The organism is Pseudalkalibacillus sp. A8 (assembly GCF_045920555.1).
Taxonomy (GTDB): domain Bacteria; phylum Bacillota; class Bacilli; order Bacillales; family Fictibacillaceae; genus Pseudalkalibacillus.
Genome location: NZ_CP174509.1, coordinates 3,984,517 through 4,000,787 on the forward strand (window position 1 = coordinate 3,984,517; position 16,271 = coordinate 4,000,787).

17 protein-coding genes are annotated in these 16,271 nt (G+C 42.3%); 2 read left to right on the top strand and 15 right to left on the bottom strand.

The features are described from left to right. Positions 1-163: 163 nt before the first annotated feature. From secDF to ACJROX_RS20480, 3 genes are all read right to left on the bottom strand, one after another. Complete coding sequence (secDF, locus tag ACJROX_RS20470; RefSeq protein WP_408007051.1) at positions 164-2,410, bottom strand: protein translocase subunit SecDF; 2,247 nt, start codon at positions 2,408-2,410, stop codon at positions 164-166. A gap of 96 nt (positions 2,411-2,506) precedes the next feature. Continuing rightward, a complete protein-coding gene (locus ACJROX_RS20475; protein WP_408007052.1) occupies positions 2,507-2,803 on the bottom strand; it encodes a post-transcriptional regulator in 297 nt (98 codons plus the stop codon). Positions 2,804-2,857: 54 nt separating this feature from the next. Beyond that, complete coding sequence (locus ACJROX_RS20480; protein WP_408007053.1) at positions 2,858-3,343, bottom strand: COG2426 family protein; 486 nt, start codon at positions 3,341-3,343, stop codon at positions 2,858-2,860. 134 nt (positions 3,344-3,477) lie between these two features. On the opposite strand from ACJROX_RS20480, the gene spoVB reads away from it, so the two are divergent. Next, positions 3,478-5,025, top strand: a complete 1,548-nt coding sequence (gene spoVB / locus ACJROX_RS20485; protein WP_408007054.1) for a stage V sporulation protein B — start codon at positions 3,478-3,480, stop codon at positions 5,023-5,025. A gap of 47 nt (positions 5,026-5,072) precedes the next feature. Here the strand turns inward: spoVB and ACJROX_RS20490 are convergent, their stop codons facing one another. Further along, a complete protein-coding gene (locus ACJROX_RS20490; protein ID WP_408007055.1) occupies positions 5,073-5,738 on the bottom strand; it encodes a DUF421 domain-containing protein in 666 nt (221 codons plus the stop codon). 73 nt (positions 5,739-5,811) lie between these two features. Continuing rightward, complete coding sequence (locus ACJROX_RS20495; protein ID WP_408007056.1) at positions 5,812-7,101, bottom strand: ArsB/NhaD family transporter; 1,290 nt, start codon at positions 7,099-7,101, stop codon at positions 5,812-5,814. Between the two features lie 134 nt (positions 7,102-7,235). Between ACJROX_RS20495 and ACJROX_RS20500 the strand changes: the two genes are divergently transcribed. Next, positions 7,236-7,613 carry a TIGR04086 family membrane protein gene (locus tag ACJROX_RS20500; RefSeq protein WP_408007057.1) on the top strand — a complete coding sequence of 126 codons (378 nt, stop codon included), beginning with the start codon at positions 7,236-7,238 and terminating at the stop codon, positions 7,611-7,613. A 90-nt stretch (positions 7,614-7,703) separates the two neighbouring features. Here ACJROX_RS20500 and yajC read toward each other — a convergent pair whose 3' ends face one another. The 10 genes from yajC to safA all read right to left on the bottom strand — a co-directional run bounded on the left by yajC (position 7,704) and on the right by safA (position 16,187). Beyond that, positions 7,704-7,976 carry a preprotein translocase subunit YajC gene (gene yajC, locus ACJROX_RS20505; protein ID WP_408007058.1) on the bottom strand — a complete coding sequence of 91 codons (273 nt, stop codon included), beginning with the start codon at positions 7,974-7,976 and terminating at the stop codon, positions 7,704-7,706. Positions 7,977-8,009: 33 nt separating this feature from the next. After that, the gene (tgt, locus tag ACJROX_RS20510) at positions 8,010-9,149 is read right to left on the bottom strand and encodes a tRNA guanosine(34) transglycosylase Tgt (protein WP_408007059.1); all 1,140 of its coding nucleotides are present in this window, start codon (positions 9,147-9,149) and stop codon (positions 8,010-8,012) included. Further along, positions 9,146-10,198, bottom strand: a complete 1,053-nt coding sequence (gene queA, locus ACJROX_RS20515; protein WP_408007060.1) for a tRNA preQ1(34) S-adenosylmethionine ribosyltransferase-isomerase QueA — start codon at positions 10,196-10,198, stop codon at positions 9,146-9,148. Before queA ends, tgt begins: the two co-directional genes overlap by 4 nt. A 56-nt stretch (positions 10,199-10,254) precedes the next feature. Beyond that, positions 10,255-10,446 (bottom strand): DUF2905 domain-containing protein, encoded by a 192-nt coding sequence (locus ACJROX_RS20520; protein WP_221566209.1) that lies wholly within the window; start codon positions 10,444-10,446, stop codon positions 10,255-10,257. Continuing rightward, positions 10,443-11,447 carry a Holliday junction branch migration DNA helicase RuvB gene (ruvB, locus tag ACJROX_RS20525; RefSeq protein ID WP_408007061.1) on the bottom strand — a complete coding sequence of 335 codons (1,005 nt, stop codon included), beginning with the start codon at positions 11,445-11,447 and terminating at the stop codon, positions 10,443-10,445. Before ruvB ends, ACJROX_RS20520 begins: the two co-directional genes overlap by 4 nt. 17 nt (positions 11,448-11,464) lie before the next feature. Next, positions 11,465-12,058 (bottom strand): Holliday junction branch migration protein RuvA, encoded by a 594-nt coding sequence (gene ruvA, locus ACJROX_RS20530; protein ID WP_408007062.1) that lies wholly within the window; start codon positions 12,056-12,058, stop codon positions 11,465-11,467. A gap of 318 nt (positions 12,059-12,376) precedes the next feature. After that, positions 12,377-12,928: a BofC C-terminal domain-containing protein gene (locus ACJROX_RS20535; protein ID WP_408007063.1), complete on the bottom strand. Its 552-nt coding sequence runs from the start codon at positions 12,926-12,928 to the stop codon at positions 12,377-12,379. 101 nt (positions 12,929-13,029) lie between these two features. Continuing rightward, the gene (locus ACJROX_RS20540; RefSeq protein ID WP_408007064.1) at positions 13,030-13,776 is read right to left on the bottom strand and encodes a YebC/PmpR family DNA-binding transcriptional regulator; all 747 of its coding nucleotides are present in this window, start codon (positions 13,774-13,776) and stop codon (positions 13,030-13,032) included. 104 nt (positions 13,777-13,880) lie between these two features. Next, on the bottom strand, positions 13,881-14,447 hold the full coding sequence (locus ACJROX_RS20545; RefSeq protein WP_408007065.1) for a YhcN/YlaJ family sporulation lipoprotein: 567 nt from the start codon (positions 14,445-14,447) through the stop codon (positions 13,881-13,883). Between the two features lie 75 nt (positions 14,448-14,522). Then, the gene (gene safA, locus ACJROX_RS20550) at positions 14,523-16,187 is read right to left on the bottom strand and encodes a SafA/ExsA family spore coat assembly protein (protein WP_408007066.1); all 1,665 of its coding nucleotides are present in this window, start codon (positions 16,185-16,187) and stop codon (positions 14,523-14,525) included. Between the last annotated feature and the right edge of the window lie 84 nt (positions 16,188-16,271).

A 16,271-nucleotide genomic window follows, 5' to 3' on the forward strand; every position in this document is an offset into this window, starting at 1 on the left:
AACATATATTAATTCACGAAAAAAGCCATATTTTTATTTGTTGATTTTTGCGAAATTTCTATATGAAAACACCATTAAAATTTTACTAAATCCACCAAAACACAAAGCCTTTTGGAAATAAAAAGGTTGACCGAAGAGTTCAATCTGGTCAACCTTTTATCATTTAATCAGTAGATTGCGCTGGTTTCACGCGTTTCTTTTTCAGTTGCTTCCCTTTTAAAACCAGCCAAATTTGAGCGGCAATGAAAAGAGAAGAATAAGTACCTGCAATCAATCCGATCAATAAGGCAAATGAGAAATTCGTGATTGCCGGGCTTCCGAAAATCATAAGGGCTAAAGCTGCAAAAACCGTACTGAGAACCGTATTGATTGATCGTCCAAAGGTTTGCACGAGACTGACGTTTACAATCTTAGATAAGTCATCGAACGTCTTAACCTTACCATATTTCATATTTTCTCTGATCCTGTCGAAGGTAACGATCGTATCGTTGATCGAGTAACCGACGATGGTCAATACAGCAGCTATGAAAGGAAGATCCACCTCAAGCCTCAATAGGCTGAAGACTGCTACGATGAAAAATGCATCATGTAACAATGCAATGATCGACGATAATGCCATCAACCATTCGAAACGGATCGTCACATAGATGATGATCCCAATTGAGGCAATCGCAATTGCATAAAGGGCATTCTTTGCTAGTTCCCTTCCGACTGTAGGGTCGACTGTACTTACGTTCGGTTCTTGCCCATATTTTTCATTGTAGTATGACTTCAATTCACCAATTTGATCTTGTTTCAAAACACCTACGTATCTTGCTACGGCAATATTTTGATTTTCCCCTGAAATGATGACTTCTTCTGCCTCTAAACCTAAAGAGGCGAGCTGATCATCAATCGTTTCTTTATCAAGAGCCTCATCAGCAGTGATTTCAACACGGCTTCCACTCTCAAAATCAATGCCCAGGTTCAGCTGGAAGATGACAAGGGACAGCAAACCAAGTCCGAGCAATACGCCTGATAGTGTAAAGAATTTCTTGCGATGCTTTACAAAATTGATGTTCTTGAACTTGTTTTTAGAAATATCAAGACGGTCCGTATCATCCAGATCACTGATTTGCTCTTCTTTAACTCCGAACAGTCTCGGCTTCTTATTGAGGATACGGCTGTTCACCCATAAACCAAGGAAAAGTCGTGATCCATATACAGCAGTCAAAAAGCTCGTCAAGATACTTATGATCAACACAAGGGCAAATCCTTTGACTGCACTGGTTCCAAAAATGAACAGGACAGTTGCTGCTAATATGGTTGTAATGTTCGCATCAAGAATCGTCGATAAGGAACGTTTATTTCCTGCCTTGAATGCAGACATGACCGACTTCCCTGAACGTAATTCTTCTTTGATCCGTTCATATGTGATGATGTTCGCATCTACTGCCATACCGACGCCGAGAATCAAGGCTGCAATACCAGGGAGTGTGAGCACACCCTCCATCCATTCAAAAATGAGCAGGATCAGATAGACATAGGTGGATAAAGTGACAACTGCAATGATTCCTGGCACCCGATAGAATAAAATCATGAACAGGAAGATGATCGCGATACCAATTGCACCTGCAGTCACTGTCTTATCAAGAGAGTCTTGTCCAAATTTCGCACCTACTGAAGTCGAATAGACTTCTGTCAATTTGACTGGAAGTGAACCAGCGTTCAGAAGATCAGCTAAGTTTTGTGCTTCTTCAACAGATTCGATCCCTTCGATTTGAACATTTTTTGTCGATAATGTTCTAGTGACGGAAGGAGCGGAGATATATTTCGGATCTTCCCCGCTATTTTCTTTCTTCACTTCTTCTTTGAAAGAATCGCCTTCTTCATAATCGAGCCAGATGACAAGACGGTTTTCACCTGGGGGCATCTGGGAAATGTCACGAGTGACTTCCGCAAATTTATTTGCATCATTCAATGTGAGAGAGACGACAGGCTGGTTCGTCTGTTGCATGAATTCTACCTTAGCGCCGCCTTCTTTCAGATCCGATCCTTTTAGACGCACTTTATCATTCACATCACGGAAAGTGAGCTCCGCTTGTGTAGACAATAATTCACGTGCTTTATTCTGATCGTCAACACCTGCTAGCTGTACACGGATCCGTTCACCTTCGATTTGAATGTTAGGTTCAGAGACCCCGAGTACGTTCACCCTCTTATTCAATGCACTTACTGTATTATTCAATAATTGCTTGTCTACTTCTTGACCTTCATTTGTTGGTTCGACATCATACAGAACTTCGAATCCACCTTGTAAATCAAGACCAAGTTTGACGTCCTTGACGATGTCCTTCGTCGTCCCCCCGATCGCTCCAGCAATCAAGATGACAAGAAGGAAAAAGGCGACGATCCGTCCTCTTTTAACCATATGTATTTTCCTCCCCTTATGCCGACAATCTGGATGTCCGTCCTTATGTTATGTAATGACAATACATCCTATTATATCCATCGGATGAAATGTGTGTCAATTTTCCTTCAGAGTATCAAATGAATACCATTTATCATCGGTGACTGCTTGTACAGTCAGCCAGTTCATAAAATCATTCGTCGATAGTGTCAAAATTTTGTTGACCACCTGGTGGATCATCCACTCATCATCTTTCATTTTTTTTGCTCGGGAGATAACGCATTTCCAGATCTCTTCCTCTGTCACACTCTCATACCCCATGAAATGTATCTCTTCTTTTTTGCTGACAAGGGCAGGCTTTACTTCTGGGAGCCAATCTTCAAGTATCCTTATCTCACCTGTTGCTTCGGTCATACTGATCTATCTCCTTTCTGTTTAGGGTTATAAGTGAATCAGATTTTTTAATCTTTAAAAAATAGAATAAATGGCGAGACCGACTCCTAATCCAGCGATCAAAACACCTGTCGCCACTGCTAGAAACGCATAATGGAAACGAATGTTGAAAAGTGCAGCGGCTACACAAGCACTATATGCTCCGGTTGTAGGAAGAGGTACGGCCGTAAATAGGATCAAGCCGATCGCACCGAATCGCTCGACGTTTTTGCTGTTTTTCAATGTTCGTTCATATAACCAATCATAAAATCGTTTATACCATCGATATCGCATTAAAAATGTACTTAAAGGGCGGAATAGAATCAATAATGGGATAATCGGCAGCAAATTGCCAAGTATCGCCAAGCCGAAAGCCGTCCAAAAATCAAACCCGAAACCATAGGCAAGCGGGAGTCCGCCACGTAATTCCAAGATAGGCATCGCAGATACAATGACCACAATCAATTCATTCGGCAGAAAACTGAGATTCTCTACCAAAAACTGCTTGATATCTTCCTTCAATGTCTACACCTCAAAAATTTATACTTGTCATGCTTGGCCTACTTTTCTGCATATACATGAAAAAGAAAGTATGAATCAGTCATCATTTACCACTATGTATTTAATATGCAGTAAAAGAAGGCAGGGGCGAATTCATGTCAAAACAAACGTTCATACAAGGGACAGTGATATTGATTGTTGCTGGATTGATTACGAAAGTGTTGGGATTCATCAATCGAATCGTCATCGCCCGGATCATGGGCCCTGAAGGCGTAGGATTATACATGATGGCAGTCCCCACCTTGTTGCTTACGATCGCTCTTACCCGTCTTGGTCTTCCTGTGGCGATTTCGAAATTAGTAGCTGAAGCGGAAGCCCAAAAGAATCCAAAAAAAATCAAACAAATCCTTGTCGTTTCGTTAACGATAACAGGAATTCTAAGTATTATCTTTACCATAGCGCTGATTGCACTTGCACCTATTTTATCACGAACCTTATTAACTGACCACAGAACTTATTACCCGCTGATCGCGATTGCACCGGTCGTGCCTATTGTCGCCCTTTCATCTGTCTTACGGGGGTACTTCCAAGGAAGACAGAACATGAAGCCTTCAGCATATTCCCAAGTGATCGAACAAGTGGTACGAATAACGCTTGTAGCTTTGCTGACAAGTGCATTGCTGCCATATGGCGTTGAATATGCAGCGGCAGGCGCAATGATATCAGTCGTCATCGGTGAGCTGGCATCCCTTCTTTATATGTTTTCGGCATTCAAACTCCAAAAGCGTATCCGTATACGAAAAGGATTTTTCAATTATGTGACAAAAGGGAAAGAAACGTTCAATCAATTGATGAGAATTTCATTGCCTACCACAGCCAGTCAATTGGTCGGATCTGTTTCCTATTTTTTTGAACCGATTGTCGTAGCAAACAGTTTGCTTCTAGCTGGTATAAGTGTAACCCTAGCTACGCAGCAGTATGGAGCTTTGGCCGGGTATGTCATTCCATTTTTAACACTACCGATGTTCATCACCTATTCTTTATCCGTCTCCCTCGTACCGGCCATTAGTGAAGCTGCTGCACAACATAAGCATCACGTCGTCGAATACAGGCTTAACCAGGCACTAAGGATATCCATGCTTTCGGGTGGTGTGTCAGTCGTCATCACATATGTTCTAGCTGCCCCCTTAATGGATTTGATGTATAACACACCTGAAGTTGCAGTTTATGTTAAATTGATGGCCCCATTTTTCTTCTTCCTCTATTTTCAGGGGCCTCTTCAAGCTGTTCTCCAGGCCCTGGATTTAGCAAAAGCGGCAATGATCAACAGTATCATCGGAGCTATCATCAAAATGGTAGCCATCTTCCTCCTCGCCTCAAGGCCTGATTTAGGGATAATAGGTGTCGCGCTTGCCATTGTCATCAATGTCGTTCTTGTGACCATGCTCCATTTCGCTACGATCGTGAAAGCAATCAGTTACACGATTGTCGTCAAAGATTATTTGAAGGGAATCCTGGCTATTGCAATCACGGCTGTAGCCGTTACAGGTTTTTATCAAATGTTGGACCAGGGCTTGCTTCTCCGGACATTACTGTCAATTGCTTTTACTCTTTTATTGTACTTGATCCTTGTGATCGGCCTTAAATTAGTCAAAAAGGAGGATGTCCAGTACATCCCAATTTTGAAGAAAATCGTACGATAAACGTCCAATAAAAAATCAACCCGATTTTGATTCCAGGGTTGATTTTTTCAATCGTTATCCCCGAGGTCGATGAAAAAGATTCCATCGGACTCTAATGAACAGAATGAAATCTTTTTTAAATCTCGGAAACCTAATTTTTTAAGCTCTTGACGTAACCAAAATTCGGTTTTACCTAACCTCTTCAAATGATCTTCCTGTATTTTTCCATCCATAATCAATGGTAGTGGAAAGAGATTGCTGCCAGGGTCTTCCTCTTTTTCTTCTTCTTCCTTTTTGATTACTGAAAGTTTGCCCGTCGGCTCAAGAATCGCAAACTCGACATCGGAAACTTTATTGACTCCATTTTCGCGCAATTGTATTAATAAATCATCGAAGTTGTATCGTTGTTTTTTCATTTGTGTCTCATCAATCTGGCCGCGATCGATGATCACTGAAGGCTTCCCATCGATAATATGTCTCAGCCTTTCACTTTTTAAGGACACATAGGCAAAAAACACCTGTAGAATCAACAAGACGCCGATTCCGAGCAGTGAATGCATCATCGGTTTTTCCGGACTTTCAATCGATATGACCGCCATTTCCGCAATCATGATGGAGACGACAAAGTCTACAATCGAAAGCTGTCCGATTTCACGCTTCCCCATAAAACGGAAAACAACGATGATGATAAGATAAATGAATAGGGTCCGAAACATTATAATCCCGATTTCCATGGAAGTCTTCTCCTTTCATTACATAGTCTCACCGACTAAGGAGAAGATATGAAAAGTTCTAAATGGTAAAATTTTAGAAGTAAGCCAGCAAATAACGTAAAACTAAATAGATCGTAGAAATGATCAATGAAACGATCACAACTGGAAATCCGATCAATAAGAAATGTATAAAACTGAACGACTGTTTAGACTTTGAGGCTAATCCTGCAACGATGACATTCGCTGAAGCACCGATCAATGTTGCATTTCCACCTAAACACGAACCTAATGCAAGGGCCCACCAGAGCGGGTCCAGATTTTGAATCCCGTATTCCTCGAACTCCATGATGACAGGTATCATAGCCGCGACAAACGGGATATTATCGACAAAACCAGAAAGCAAGCCAGATCCCCAAAGGATGATGATCGCTGTCTTAGGAATATCCCCTTCTGTCCAAGACAATATCCCTCTGGCCATTTCATCGATGATTCCCACTTCGATCAAACCGCCCACCAGGATGAACAATCCTATAAAGAAAAAGAGCGTTACCCATTCAATTGAACGAAAAACCTCTTCGATTTCTTGTTCTTTCGTTGTTATCAGTAATAATAATAACGCACCGCTCATGGCTACAGTCGTCAAATCCAGATGAAGGATAGGGTGAAGCAGAAAACCGAAAATCGTCAATAACAGGACAGAGACTGACTTATAAAGCATCGGTCCTTTCTTCAAAAATTCCTTTGGGTCGAGCTGCATCAACTGTAATCGTTTTTCACTAGAAATAAACAATGTGCGCCGATAAAAGAGAGAGATTCCTCCGATGACAATGATGTAGATAAGAAAGACTACTGGTCCAAGGTTCAATATAAAATCATTGAAATCCAAATGATCAACAGCCTGGCCAATCATAATGTTTGGAGGGTCACCAATCAACGTCGCTGTCCCCCCGATATTCGCAAATAATATTGCACTGATCAGATAGGGGGTACTTGAAACATTCAGCATATTCGTCAATGTAATGATGATTGGTACTAACAGCAAGACTGTTGTTACATTATCTAAAAACGCAGAGCCGATAGCCGTAATCGTGGACATGACGATCAATAACGGTATCGGTTTTCCTTTAACTTGTTGTGCCAACAAGATGGCTATGTATTCAAAAACTCCATTCTGACTCGTAATTGAGACAAGAATCATCATTGAGAATAACAATGCGATCGTGTTCCAATCGACATGCTCGAAAAAAGCCTGCTCGACCTCTAGAAGACCTAGAATAAGCATTATCACGCCACCTGCGCAGGCTACAAGCGCACGATTGATTTTTTCGGTCATAATTCCGATATAACTAGCTAAAAAAATGATAAACGCTAAAGTTACGCTCACATTTCCCATCCTCTACTTGTCCGTAATAGTACATGGTATGTCAGAGATTAGGTAAACATGTTCGACTTCTAATTTATCTTGAGGCTGAATAAGTTGTACTAAAGAATATACATGCCTATAAGGGGTGAGGAAATGTGTCCAGACGTATGATTTCAGCAATGGGGTTCGGGCTTATAGTCGTATTAGCGATCATCATGTCCAGCAGCTTCATACTTTCAATGATCCTTCGGTTTTCCAGTTTGACGGAACAATCTTTTACATGGGTGATTCTTGGACTTTCGATCATAGCTTTATTCATAGGAGGGATTGTATCAGGAAAAAAAGGCAAGGAAAAAGGCTGGCTGCTTGGGGCTGGTACAGGACTGCTGTTCACGATTGTAGTCTTTCTTGTCCAATACCTTGGATATCAGATCAAATTCGATCCTCAGCAATACCTTCATCATCTCGGTTATTTGCTTGCATCCGCTTTAGGGGGGATGATGGGAGTAAATCTCTCATCTCATAAACATTAAGGAGCTTTACCGAAAAATGCAATAAAAAAAGAGACTGATTCATCGTGTGCCTGGCTTCAGACATACGTTCTGTTTCAGCCTCTTTTTAGATTACTGATTGTTATCGATCACTTCACGAATTGCAGAGCGATCGTATGTAAGTTTCGATCCATCTCCTGCACGAAGGACGACTGAGTTGTTTTCCTCATCAATCGCTTCGATCGTAGCGTGAAATCCACCAATCGTAATGACGCGGTTTCCCTTCTCGAGACTCGCCTGCATTTGAGCCGTCTTTTTCTGACGCTTTTGTTGAGGTCTGATCAAGATGAAGTAGAAAATCACAAACATTAGAATAATTGGTATTAATCCACCTAAACCTTCCATTTGTTGTTCACCCCTTTCAAGTCATAATGTATCTTAAAAGTTTTTTGCATCCGGTTTATTGAAACCATATTGTTCAAAAAACTCTTCCCGGAAATCAAGCAATCGATCCTCTCGTATCGCCTGTCTGACCCGCTCCATCAATTTTAACAGAAAATAAAGATTATGATAAGTCGTGAGACGGAAGCCGAATGTTTCACTGCTTTTCACCAGATGCCGGATATAAGCTCTGGAATAGTTACGGCATGTGTAACAGTCGCAATTTTCATCCAGAGGACGGAAATCCCGACTATATTTCGCATTCCGGACAACCAATCTTCCTTCGCTAGTCATACATGTTCCATTACGTGCGATCCTCGTAGGGAGCACACAATCAAACATGTCTATGCCCCTTACCGCCCCATCGATCAGAGAATCAGGCGACCCGACCCCCATCAAATATCTTGGCTTATCATCTGGAAGCCACGGTGTTGTAAATTCCAATACCCGATTCATGACATCCTTCGGTTCACCGACAGACAATCCGCCGACTGCATATCCAGGGAAGTCAAGCGATACAAGGTCTTTCGCACTTTGTTTTCGAAGTTCTTCATATTCTCCACCTTGGACGATTCCGAACAAGCCTTGTTCTCCGGGTCTTTGATGGGCTTCCAGGCATCGCCCTGCCCAGCGGCTTGTCCGCTCTACGGACTGCTTCATATAAGAGTATTCTGCTGGATATGGCGGACATTCATCGAATGCCATCATTATATCTGAGCCAAGAGCATTTTGAATATCCATTGCACCTTCTGGGGTAAGGAACAATTTTTCCCCGCTGAGATGGTTCCTGAAGTGGACGCCTTCTTCAGTAATTTTTCTTAAATCACTTAAGCTGAATACTTGGAATCCGCCGGAGTCAGTAAGAATAGCACCGTCCCAATTCATGAATTTATGAAGGCCGCCCGCCTCTCTGACTATATCGTGTCCTGGCCTTAGCCATAAATGATACGTATTACTGAGAATGATGCCAGCACCCATTTCATCAAGTTCCTCAGGACTCATCGTTTTGACAGTCGCCAGGGTCCCGACTGGCATGAATACAGGTGTTTCAAACATACCATGCGGCGTATGGACCTTCCCTAGCCGTGCTCCCGATTGTTTACATGTTTTGATATGTTCATAGCGTATTGCACTCATCGATGACTGATACTCCCTTCTAGAATGAGCATCGCATCCCCGAAGCTGAAGAAACGGTACTCAGCATTCACAGCTTCTTTATAAGCCCTCATGATTAAATCTTTTCCTGCGAATGCACTAACTAACATGATCAATGTCGATTGTGGCAGATGGAAGTTTGTAATCAGTCCATCAATCCCCTTAAATTCATATCCGGGATAAATGAAAATATCTGTCCAACCTGATTGCTCTTCAAATCCTTTAGGGCTATTATTGGCTACAGTTTCAAGAGTCCGGGCAGATGTGGTGCCGACCCCAATGATACGACCGCCATCTTCCCTTACTTGATTCAATAAATTCGCTGTGCCTTTGGAAATTTGATAGTATTCCCCGTGCATTTCGTGTTCTTCTACCGTCTCCACTGAAACTGGCCGAAACGTTCCCAACCCAACATGTAAGGTAATATAAGCAACATGGATCCCTTGGTTTTGAAGCTTCTCAAGCAACTCTTCTGTAAAATGAAGACCAGCAGTCGGTGCAGCCACTGATCCGATGTGCTTAGAGAAGACCGTCTGATACCGTTCTTTATCATTCAACTGCTCCCTGATATAAGGTGGGAGAGGCATTTCCCCGAGTTGGTCGAGGATTTCATAAAAGGTACCACCCTCATAAGCAAAGCTTAGTAAACGCTCCCCTTGATCACCTACTTCAAGACAGGTTGCTTTCAACCGGCCTTCTCCGAAGGAAAGACTGGTTCCAGATTTTACACGTTTGGCTGGTTTTACAAGGGTTTTCCATGTATCGTTTTCTTCTTCTTTCAGAAGTAATACCTCAACCTTTGCTCCAGTCTCAGTTTTCACACCATACAATCGTGCCGGTAAAACACGTGTATCATTCAAGACCAGGCAATCTCCAGGCTCCAAATACTTCTGAATATCACTGAATGCGTTATGTTCAATACCGCCTGATCCCGGGTCTACGACCAACATCCTTGATTTCGTTCGATCCTTAAGCGGTGTCTGCGCAATCAAATGCTCCGGCAGATCAAAGTCAAATTCATTTACTTTCATATTCCTTCACCTTATTTATCAGCTTTTTTGTTTTTCATAGTTGTTAAGAGAGAGAACTATCTGAATCGTCCGATCAAATAAAAGATCAACGAAAGGACAATGCTCACGACGATCGAGGTAACAATCGGAAAATAAAAGGTCGTATTCCCTTTTTTGAAAACGATGTCTCCTGGCAGTTTACCGATGAAACTACCGATGATACCAAAAAGAATAAATACGATCCCTATTACGATGAAAATTTTACTCATGGTCTTTTCGGTTCCTCCAAGTCAAAATGCTTGTAGGCAAGTCCCGTGGTCATACGTCCCCTTGGAGTACGTTGAATGAATCCAATTTGAAGCAAGTAAGGTTCATATACATCCTCAATGGTCTGAGGCTCTTCCCCTATTGTTGCAGCGATGGTATTCAAACCGACAGGACCGCCTTTGTAATTTTCAATGATCCCTCTTAACAATTTATAGTCAATGTTGTCCAATCCTAAACGGTCCACCTGCAGTCTTTCGAGTGCTTGGACCGCAATATCCTTTGTTATGATCCCGTCACCTTGTACCTGTGCGAAATCACGGACCCTTTTCAGAAGTCGGTTTACAATACGCGGTGTTCCTCTTGCCCTTCGCCCTAACTCTTCGGCAGCATCGGGCTTTACTTGTATCTCGAAGAAATCCCCTGTACGGATGACGATTTCCGTCAAATCTTCCAATTCATAATAATCAAGCCTGCTATGGACACCAAAACGGTCGCGAAGAGGCGCTGATAATAGTCCAGCACGGGTAGTCGCACCTACCAATGTAAACGGTGGGAGGTCCAAGCGTACAGATCTTGCAGTTTCACCTTTTCCAATGACAATGTCAAGGCAAAAATCTTCCATTGCGGGATATAACACTTCTTCTACGGAACGATGAAGTCTATGAATTTCATCAATAAAAAGGACATCGCCAGGTTCTAGTGCAGTCAAAATCGCTGCTAGATCACCCGGCCGCTCAATGGCAGGACCGCTGGTCGTCCGTATACTCACACCCATTTCATTCGCGATGATACAGGAGAGAGTCGTCTTTCCCAATCCAGGTGGCCCATATAGAAGCACGTGATCGAGCGGTTCATTGCGCATTTTCGCAGCTTCTATGAATACTTGAAGATTCTCCTTCACTTTTTGTTGTCCGATATATTGCTGGAGATACTGCGGCCGCAGACTGAATTCCAGTGGTCCATCTTCCTGATTGAGTTCATTCGATATAATACGTTCTTCCATCTCACACCCACCTCAGGTTAATTCAATAATAATTGTAAAGCTTTCTTGATGTATTGATCGGTTGTCAATTCACCTTCACCTTCTAGCTGAGGTCCAATCTTTTTGATTTCTTTTTGACCATATCCAAGGGCCTCAAGCGCTTCAAATGCATCTTGTAAACCGTCTTGAGACACTTCTATCCTTGGTTTTTCTTCTATCTTCACTTCAGTCCAGTTCGTCAATTTCCCTTTTAAATCTAAAATCATCTGTCTAGCTGTCTTTTTTCCGACTCCAGGAAAACGTGTCAAGAACTTTTCATCCTCAGTTTCAATCGCAGAAACAACTTGATCCGGCTTACCTGAAGCTAAAATGGCAAGTGCTCCCTTTGGACCGATTCCAGAAACTTGGATCAATTTCATGAAAAGATCGCGTTCATCCAAATTTTCAAAGCCATATAACGCAAGAATATCTTCGCGGACATGCTGATATGTATAAATTGTTGTGGTGTTTCCGATTTGCCTTTGATAAACGAAAGGATTGGGACAATTTATTTTATAACCGATGTTTCCGCATTCAATTACGACATGATCTGTATGTATGTATTTTACTGGACCAGTAATATAATCAATCAATTGTAGTAACCTTCTCCCATATATGTATTGCGTACGATCTCTATATTATTGAAAATACGAACGTTTCTTCTTATTTTTTTATTGTAGCATATCAGTTGAAGAAAAGTCGATGGAATATAGACCTGGGTGAAGGTGGATTCTCTTGAGTAGATATAGCTGTGAATGTATAGGTTATCGCGCATATCAATTGATTCATCGCTCGTATCCTGCTGTTTTCGATCATATCCAATAGTTTATAGATTTACGAACATGGTCCCATTGAAGTTAAAAAGACCTACTGCGAAGAGGCAGTAGGTCACTATCCAGCTGATAGACCATTTATTTTTTGATGGCATAAGGTTTATATTGATTGATCACTTCTTGATAATTCGTTTTTGTCTCAACTCGTATACCTTCTTTTAATTTTTTCAGAAGATTGCTTTCAAGCTTCTGAACGTCGATTTGGTAAAACGATTGGATGACTTGGTCCTCATGAGGTCTCCCGTTGAAGATTGTAAGGATACCATCTTCACTCAATCCGAAATATCCGTTCACTTTCAAGAGTGGGGAAATATCGTCTATTTCCTGTTCAAATATGATACGACTCAAGTCTTGGTCAACCAATTGCCAGTCTGCATATGCTGCCCAAAAATCATCCATTGACCAAATTGTTTCATAGATGACTTCTTGACTGCTTTCCCCGTCTAAATAAGTTCGCTGCAGAAGAACTTCGACAGTGAGTGGACCAGAAACAGTTTGTGCTTCTGGACTTTCTGTCTGAACCTGTGAAGGTAGATTTGCTTTTACCTCATCCTCAAACGAATGAAACAAGAGCACATAAACTGCCCCTAATACGGTCACAACTAATGGAAACATCCATGCTGTTTTCATGGGGAAGGCTTTCACCAACTATCACCTCTCGTTGTCCTCTTCAGACAATTATACATTCAGTAATAGTTTTACCGTATTAGGATAATTTATCCATCCTCTGATCAAGATAAGTGCGCCTCGTATTCTTCTTCATCTATTTCCAGGTTATGATATACCTCTTGTACATCATCAAGATCCTCTAACGCATCAATCAAATTGAACATCCTTTTAGCATCATCACTTTCAAGCTTTGTAAGTGTTTGAGGGATCATCGTAATTTCTGTAGTAGTTGGTGTATAACCTTTTGCCAGCAGTTCTTCTTTTACACTGGTAAAGTTCTCTGCATCCGTATAAATCTCATAGGCGCCTTCATTTACTTCATACTCTTCTGCACCCACTTCAATGATTTCCAGCATGAATTCATCTTCGGATAAGGAAACATCTTCTTGAGGGATGATGATCAATCCTTTTCGATCAAACATGAAAGCGACACATCCGGATTCTCCAAGGTTTCCTCCATTTTTAGAAAACGCATGTCTCACTTCAGCTGCTGTCCGGTTTTTATTATCAGTCAACACTTCTACCATCACTGCTGTTCCACCGACACCATATCCTATTTCTTCGTAATTGGCACCCTCTAAATTGCCAGTAGCCTTGTTAATGGCTCGGCCGATGTTTTCATAAGGCATATTAGCTGATTTGGCTTTATCAACAGCTATTCGCAGGGATGGGTTCGTTTCCGGATCGCCGCCTCCCTCTTTTGCTGCTATGAAAATTTCTTTTGCAAGCTTCATGAATACTTTTCCGCGTTTTGCATCCTGTGCATTTTTCCGTCGTTGTATATTTTTCCATTTAGAATGTCCTGCCATAATGTTTCTCCCCTTTTCAAGCACTTCTATTTCAAAATAGCACATATCAATTCCAGTAAAAAGAAAATGGGAGCTGACACATTGGTGCCAACCCCCCAGTTTGATTAACCATTATTTTCAAAAGGACGTCGCCTTGCATCTCCAAGATCGTTCATAATTTCATTGACATCTGAACGTACCTCCGCGAAACCATTACCTTCCCTTAAATCATCATCGACATTTCTGATTCTTGTAAACATATCTTCGTCCGTGGTGACACGAACATTTTTATCTGTCATTTTTTGCACAGTGTTTTTGACTTTTTCTCTGATCGCTTGATCATTACGATCGTTAGTATCGATACCTACCAGAACAGTATCACCATTTACGACGACGCGTGCATCTTCAACGTTTTTCATCCCTTTGACTCTATCACGGATTCGCGTTGCGAGATCTCCACCGTTATAATCATCTGCATAATTGATTTCCGTTCTATCCAAGTCATTACGGTTACGGTCACGATCAGCCATCTCAGTTAGAGGTCCTTCACCATCAGCGTTATTAGAGTAGTACCCGATTGGCCTTGTGTCATTGTTGTACCGGGTATCCATTGTCTCATTACCATCTGCGTTACATGCTGCCAGCGTACTTGTCAGCATTAGTGCCGAAGTCAATATCATTAATTTTTTCATAAATAAACCTCCTTTCACCATTTAGAATGGCAATCAGAGGTTAAAAATAATCTCAATTAACATGGAAATGATTAACTATTTTTCCTTAGACTCTTTTTTCTTTTCTTTCCGTGGCTGCATCTGGATGTCGATGTCCCAATAGGGATCTCTCCCCGTAGTTTGCCCCATATATGGAAGCTGACCCGTTCCGCCTTGGTCTTGCTGCATCCAAGGTAACTGGCCTGCTCCTGCTTGATCTTGACCCATCATCGGGAGCTGACCCATCCCTGCTTGCCCTTGCTGCATCCATGGCATTTGGCCTGCTCCTGCTTGATCTTGACCCATCATCGGGAGCTGACCCATCCCTGCTTGCCCTTGCTGCATCCATGGCATTTGGCCTGCTCCTGCTTGATCTTGACCCATCATCGGGAGCTGACCCATCCCTGCTTGACCTTGCTGCATCCATGGTATTTGGCCTGCTCCTGCTTGTTCTTGACCCATCATCGGGAGCTGACCCATCCCTGCTTGACCTTGCTGCATCCATGGTATTTGGCCTGCTCCTGCTTGTTCTTGACCCATCATCGGGAGCTGACCCATCCCTGCTTGACCTTGCTGCATCCATGGCATTTGGCCTGCTCCTGCTTGATCTTGACCCATCCCTGCTTGCCCTTGCTGCATCCATGGCATTTGGCCTGAGCCTTGCTGGCCTTGACCCATCATCGGTAGTTGACCCATGCCGGCTTGGTCCTGGCTTAACCAAGGATTTTGCGCTTCATTATTTTGCCCTTGTTGCATCCACGGCATCTGGCCCATTCCCTCTTGCCCTTGTTGCATCCACGGCATCTGACCCATTCCTTCTTGGCCCTGTTGCATCCACGGCATCTGGCCCATTCCCTCTTGCCCCTGTTGCATCCACGGCATCTGGCCCATCCCCTCTTGGCCCTGTTGCATCCAAGGCATTTGGCCCATTCCGCCTTGATCTTGACTCATCCATTGATAATCATCTGAATCCATTTCTTCCATGCCATACATTCCTTGATGCGACATATAATCCATAGGCATTTCCCCATAATGACCCATATGACCATACATAGAATATCCACCCATTTGATGTGGGGTATATCCGTATGGTTGCATCATCGGGTCACAACAAGGATCCATCATGTTGTATGAACCGTAGTATCCCCATGGACCTGCACAAGGATCTGGCGTGCAACAATCGTCATATGGAACACATTCAACTGGAGGACAAGGCTCTATAGGTTTTGGTTTAGGCATTTCATATGTGGTCGTTTTTTCTTCTTGTTGGATCCCTAATGTAATTTGAAACTCTTCCTCTGTGATTGGTGCTTTAGGCTTTTTAGGAACCGGTTTCTCTTTTACGATCGGTTTTTCCTTCACAATCGGCTTTTCCTTAATCGGTTTTTCTTTTATTGGCATCTCTTTTTTAATCGGCATTTGAATAGGCATCTCTTTTTTCGGTTTAGGTTTCGGCATTTCTTTTTTCGGTTTAGGTTTCGGCATTTCTTTTGCAATTGGCTTTTCTTTCATTTTCATATTCATGTGAGGCTTTATCTGGTTATTCGGAGTACCTGTTTTTCCGTGCGGATTACTTGTCGGCACTTTAACTTTAGCACCTGGATAAATGGTATCAGGTGTCTTGATTTGGGGATTTGCTTTGATGACATCTTGTAACTCAACACCGTACATTTTAGATATTTTCCAAAGTGTATCCCCTTTTTTCACAATGTGTATTTTCAAAACGATCTCCTCCCTGCCTAATTCATTACACAGTATATGAGAGATTGGGCATCTTGCTACAATTTTACAAACGCGCTGATCACC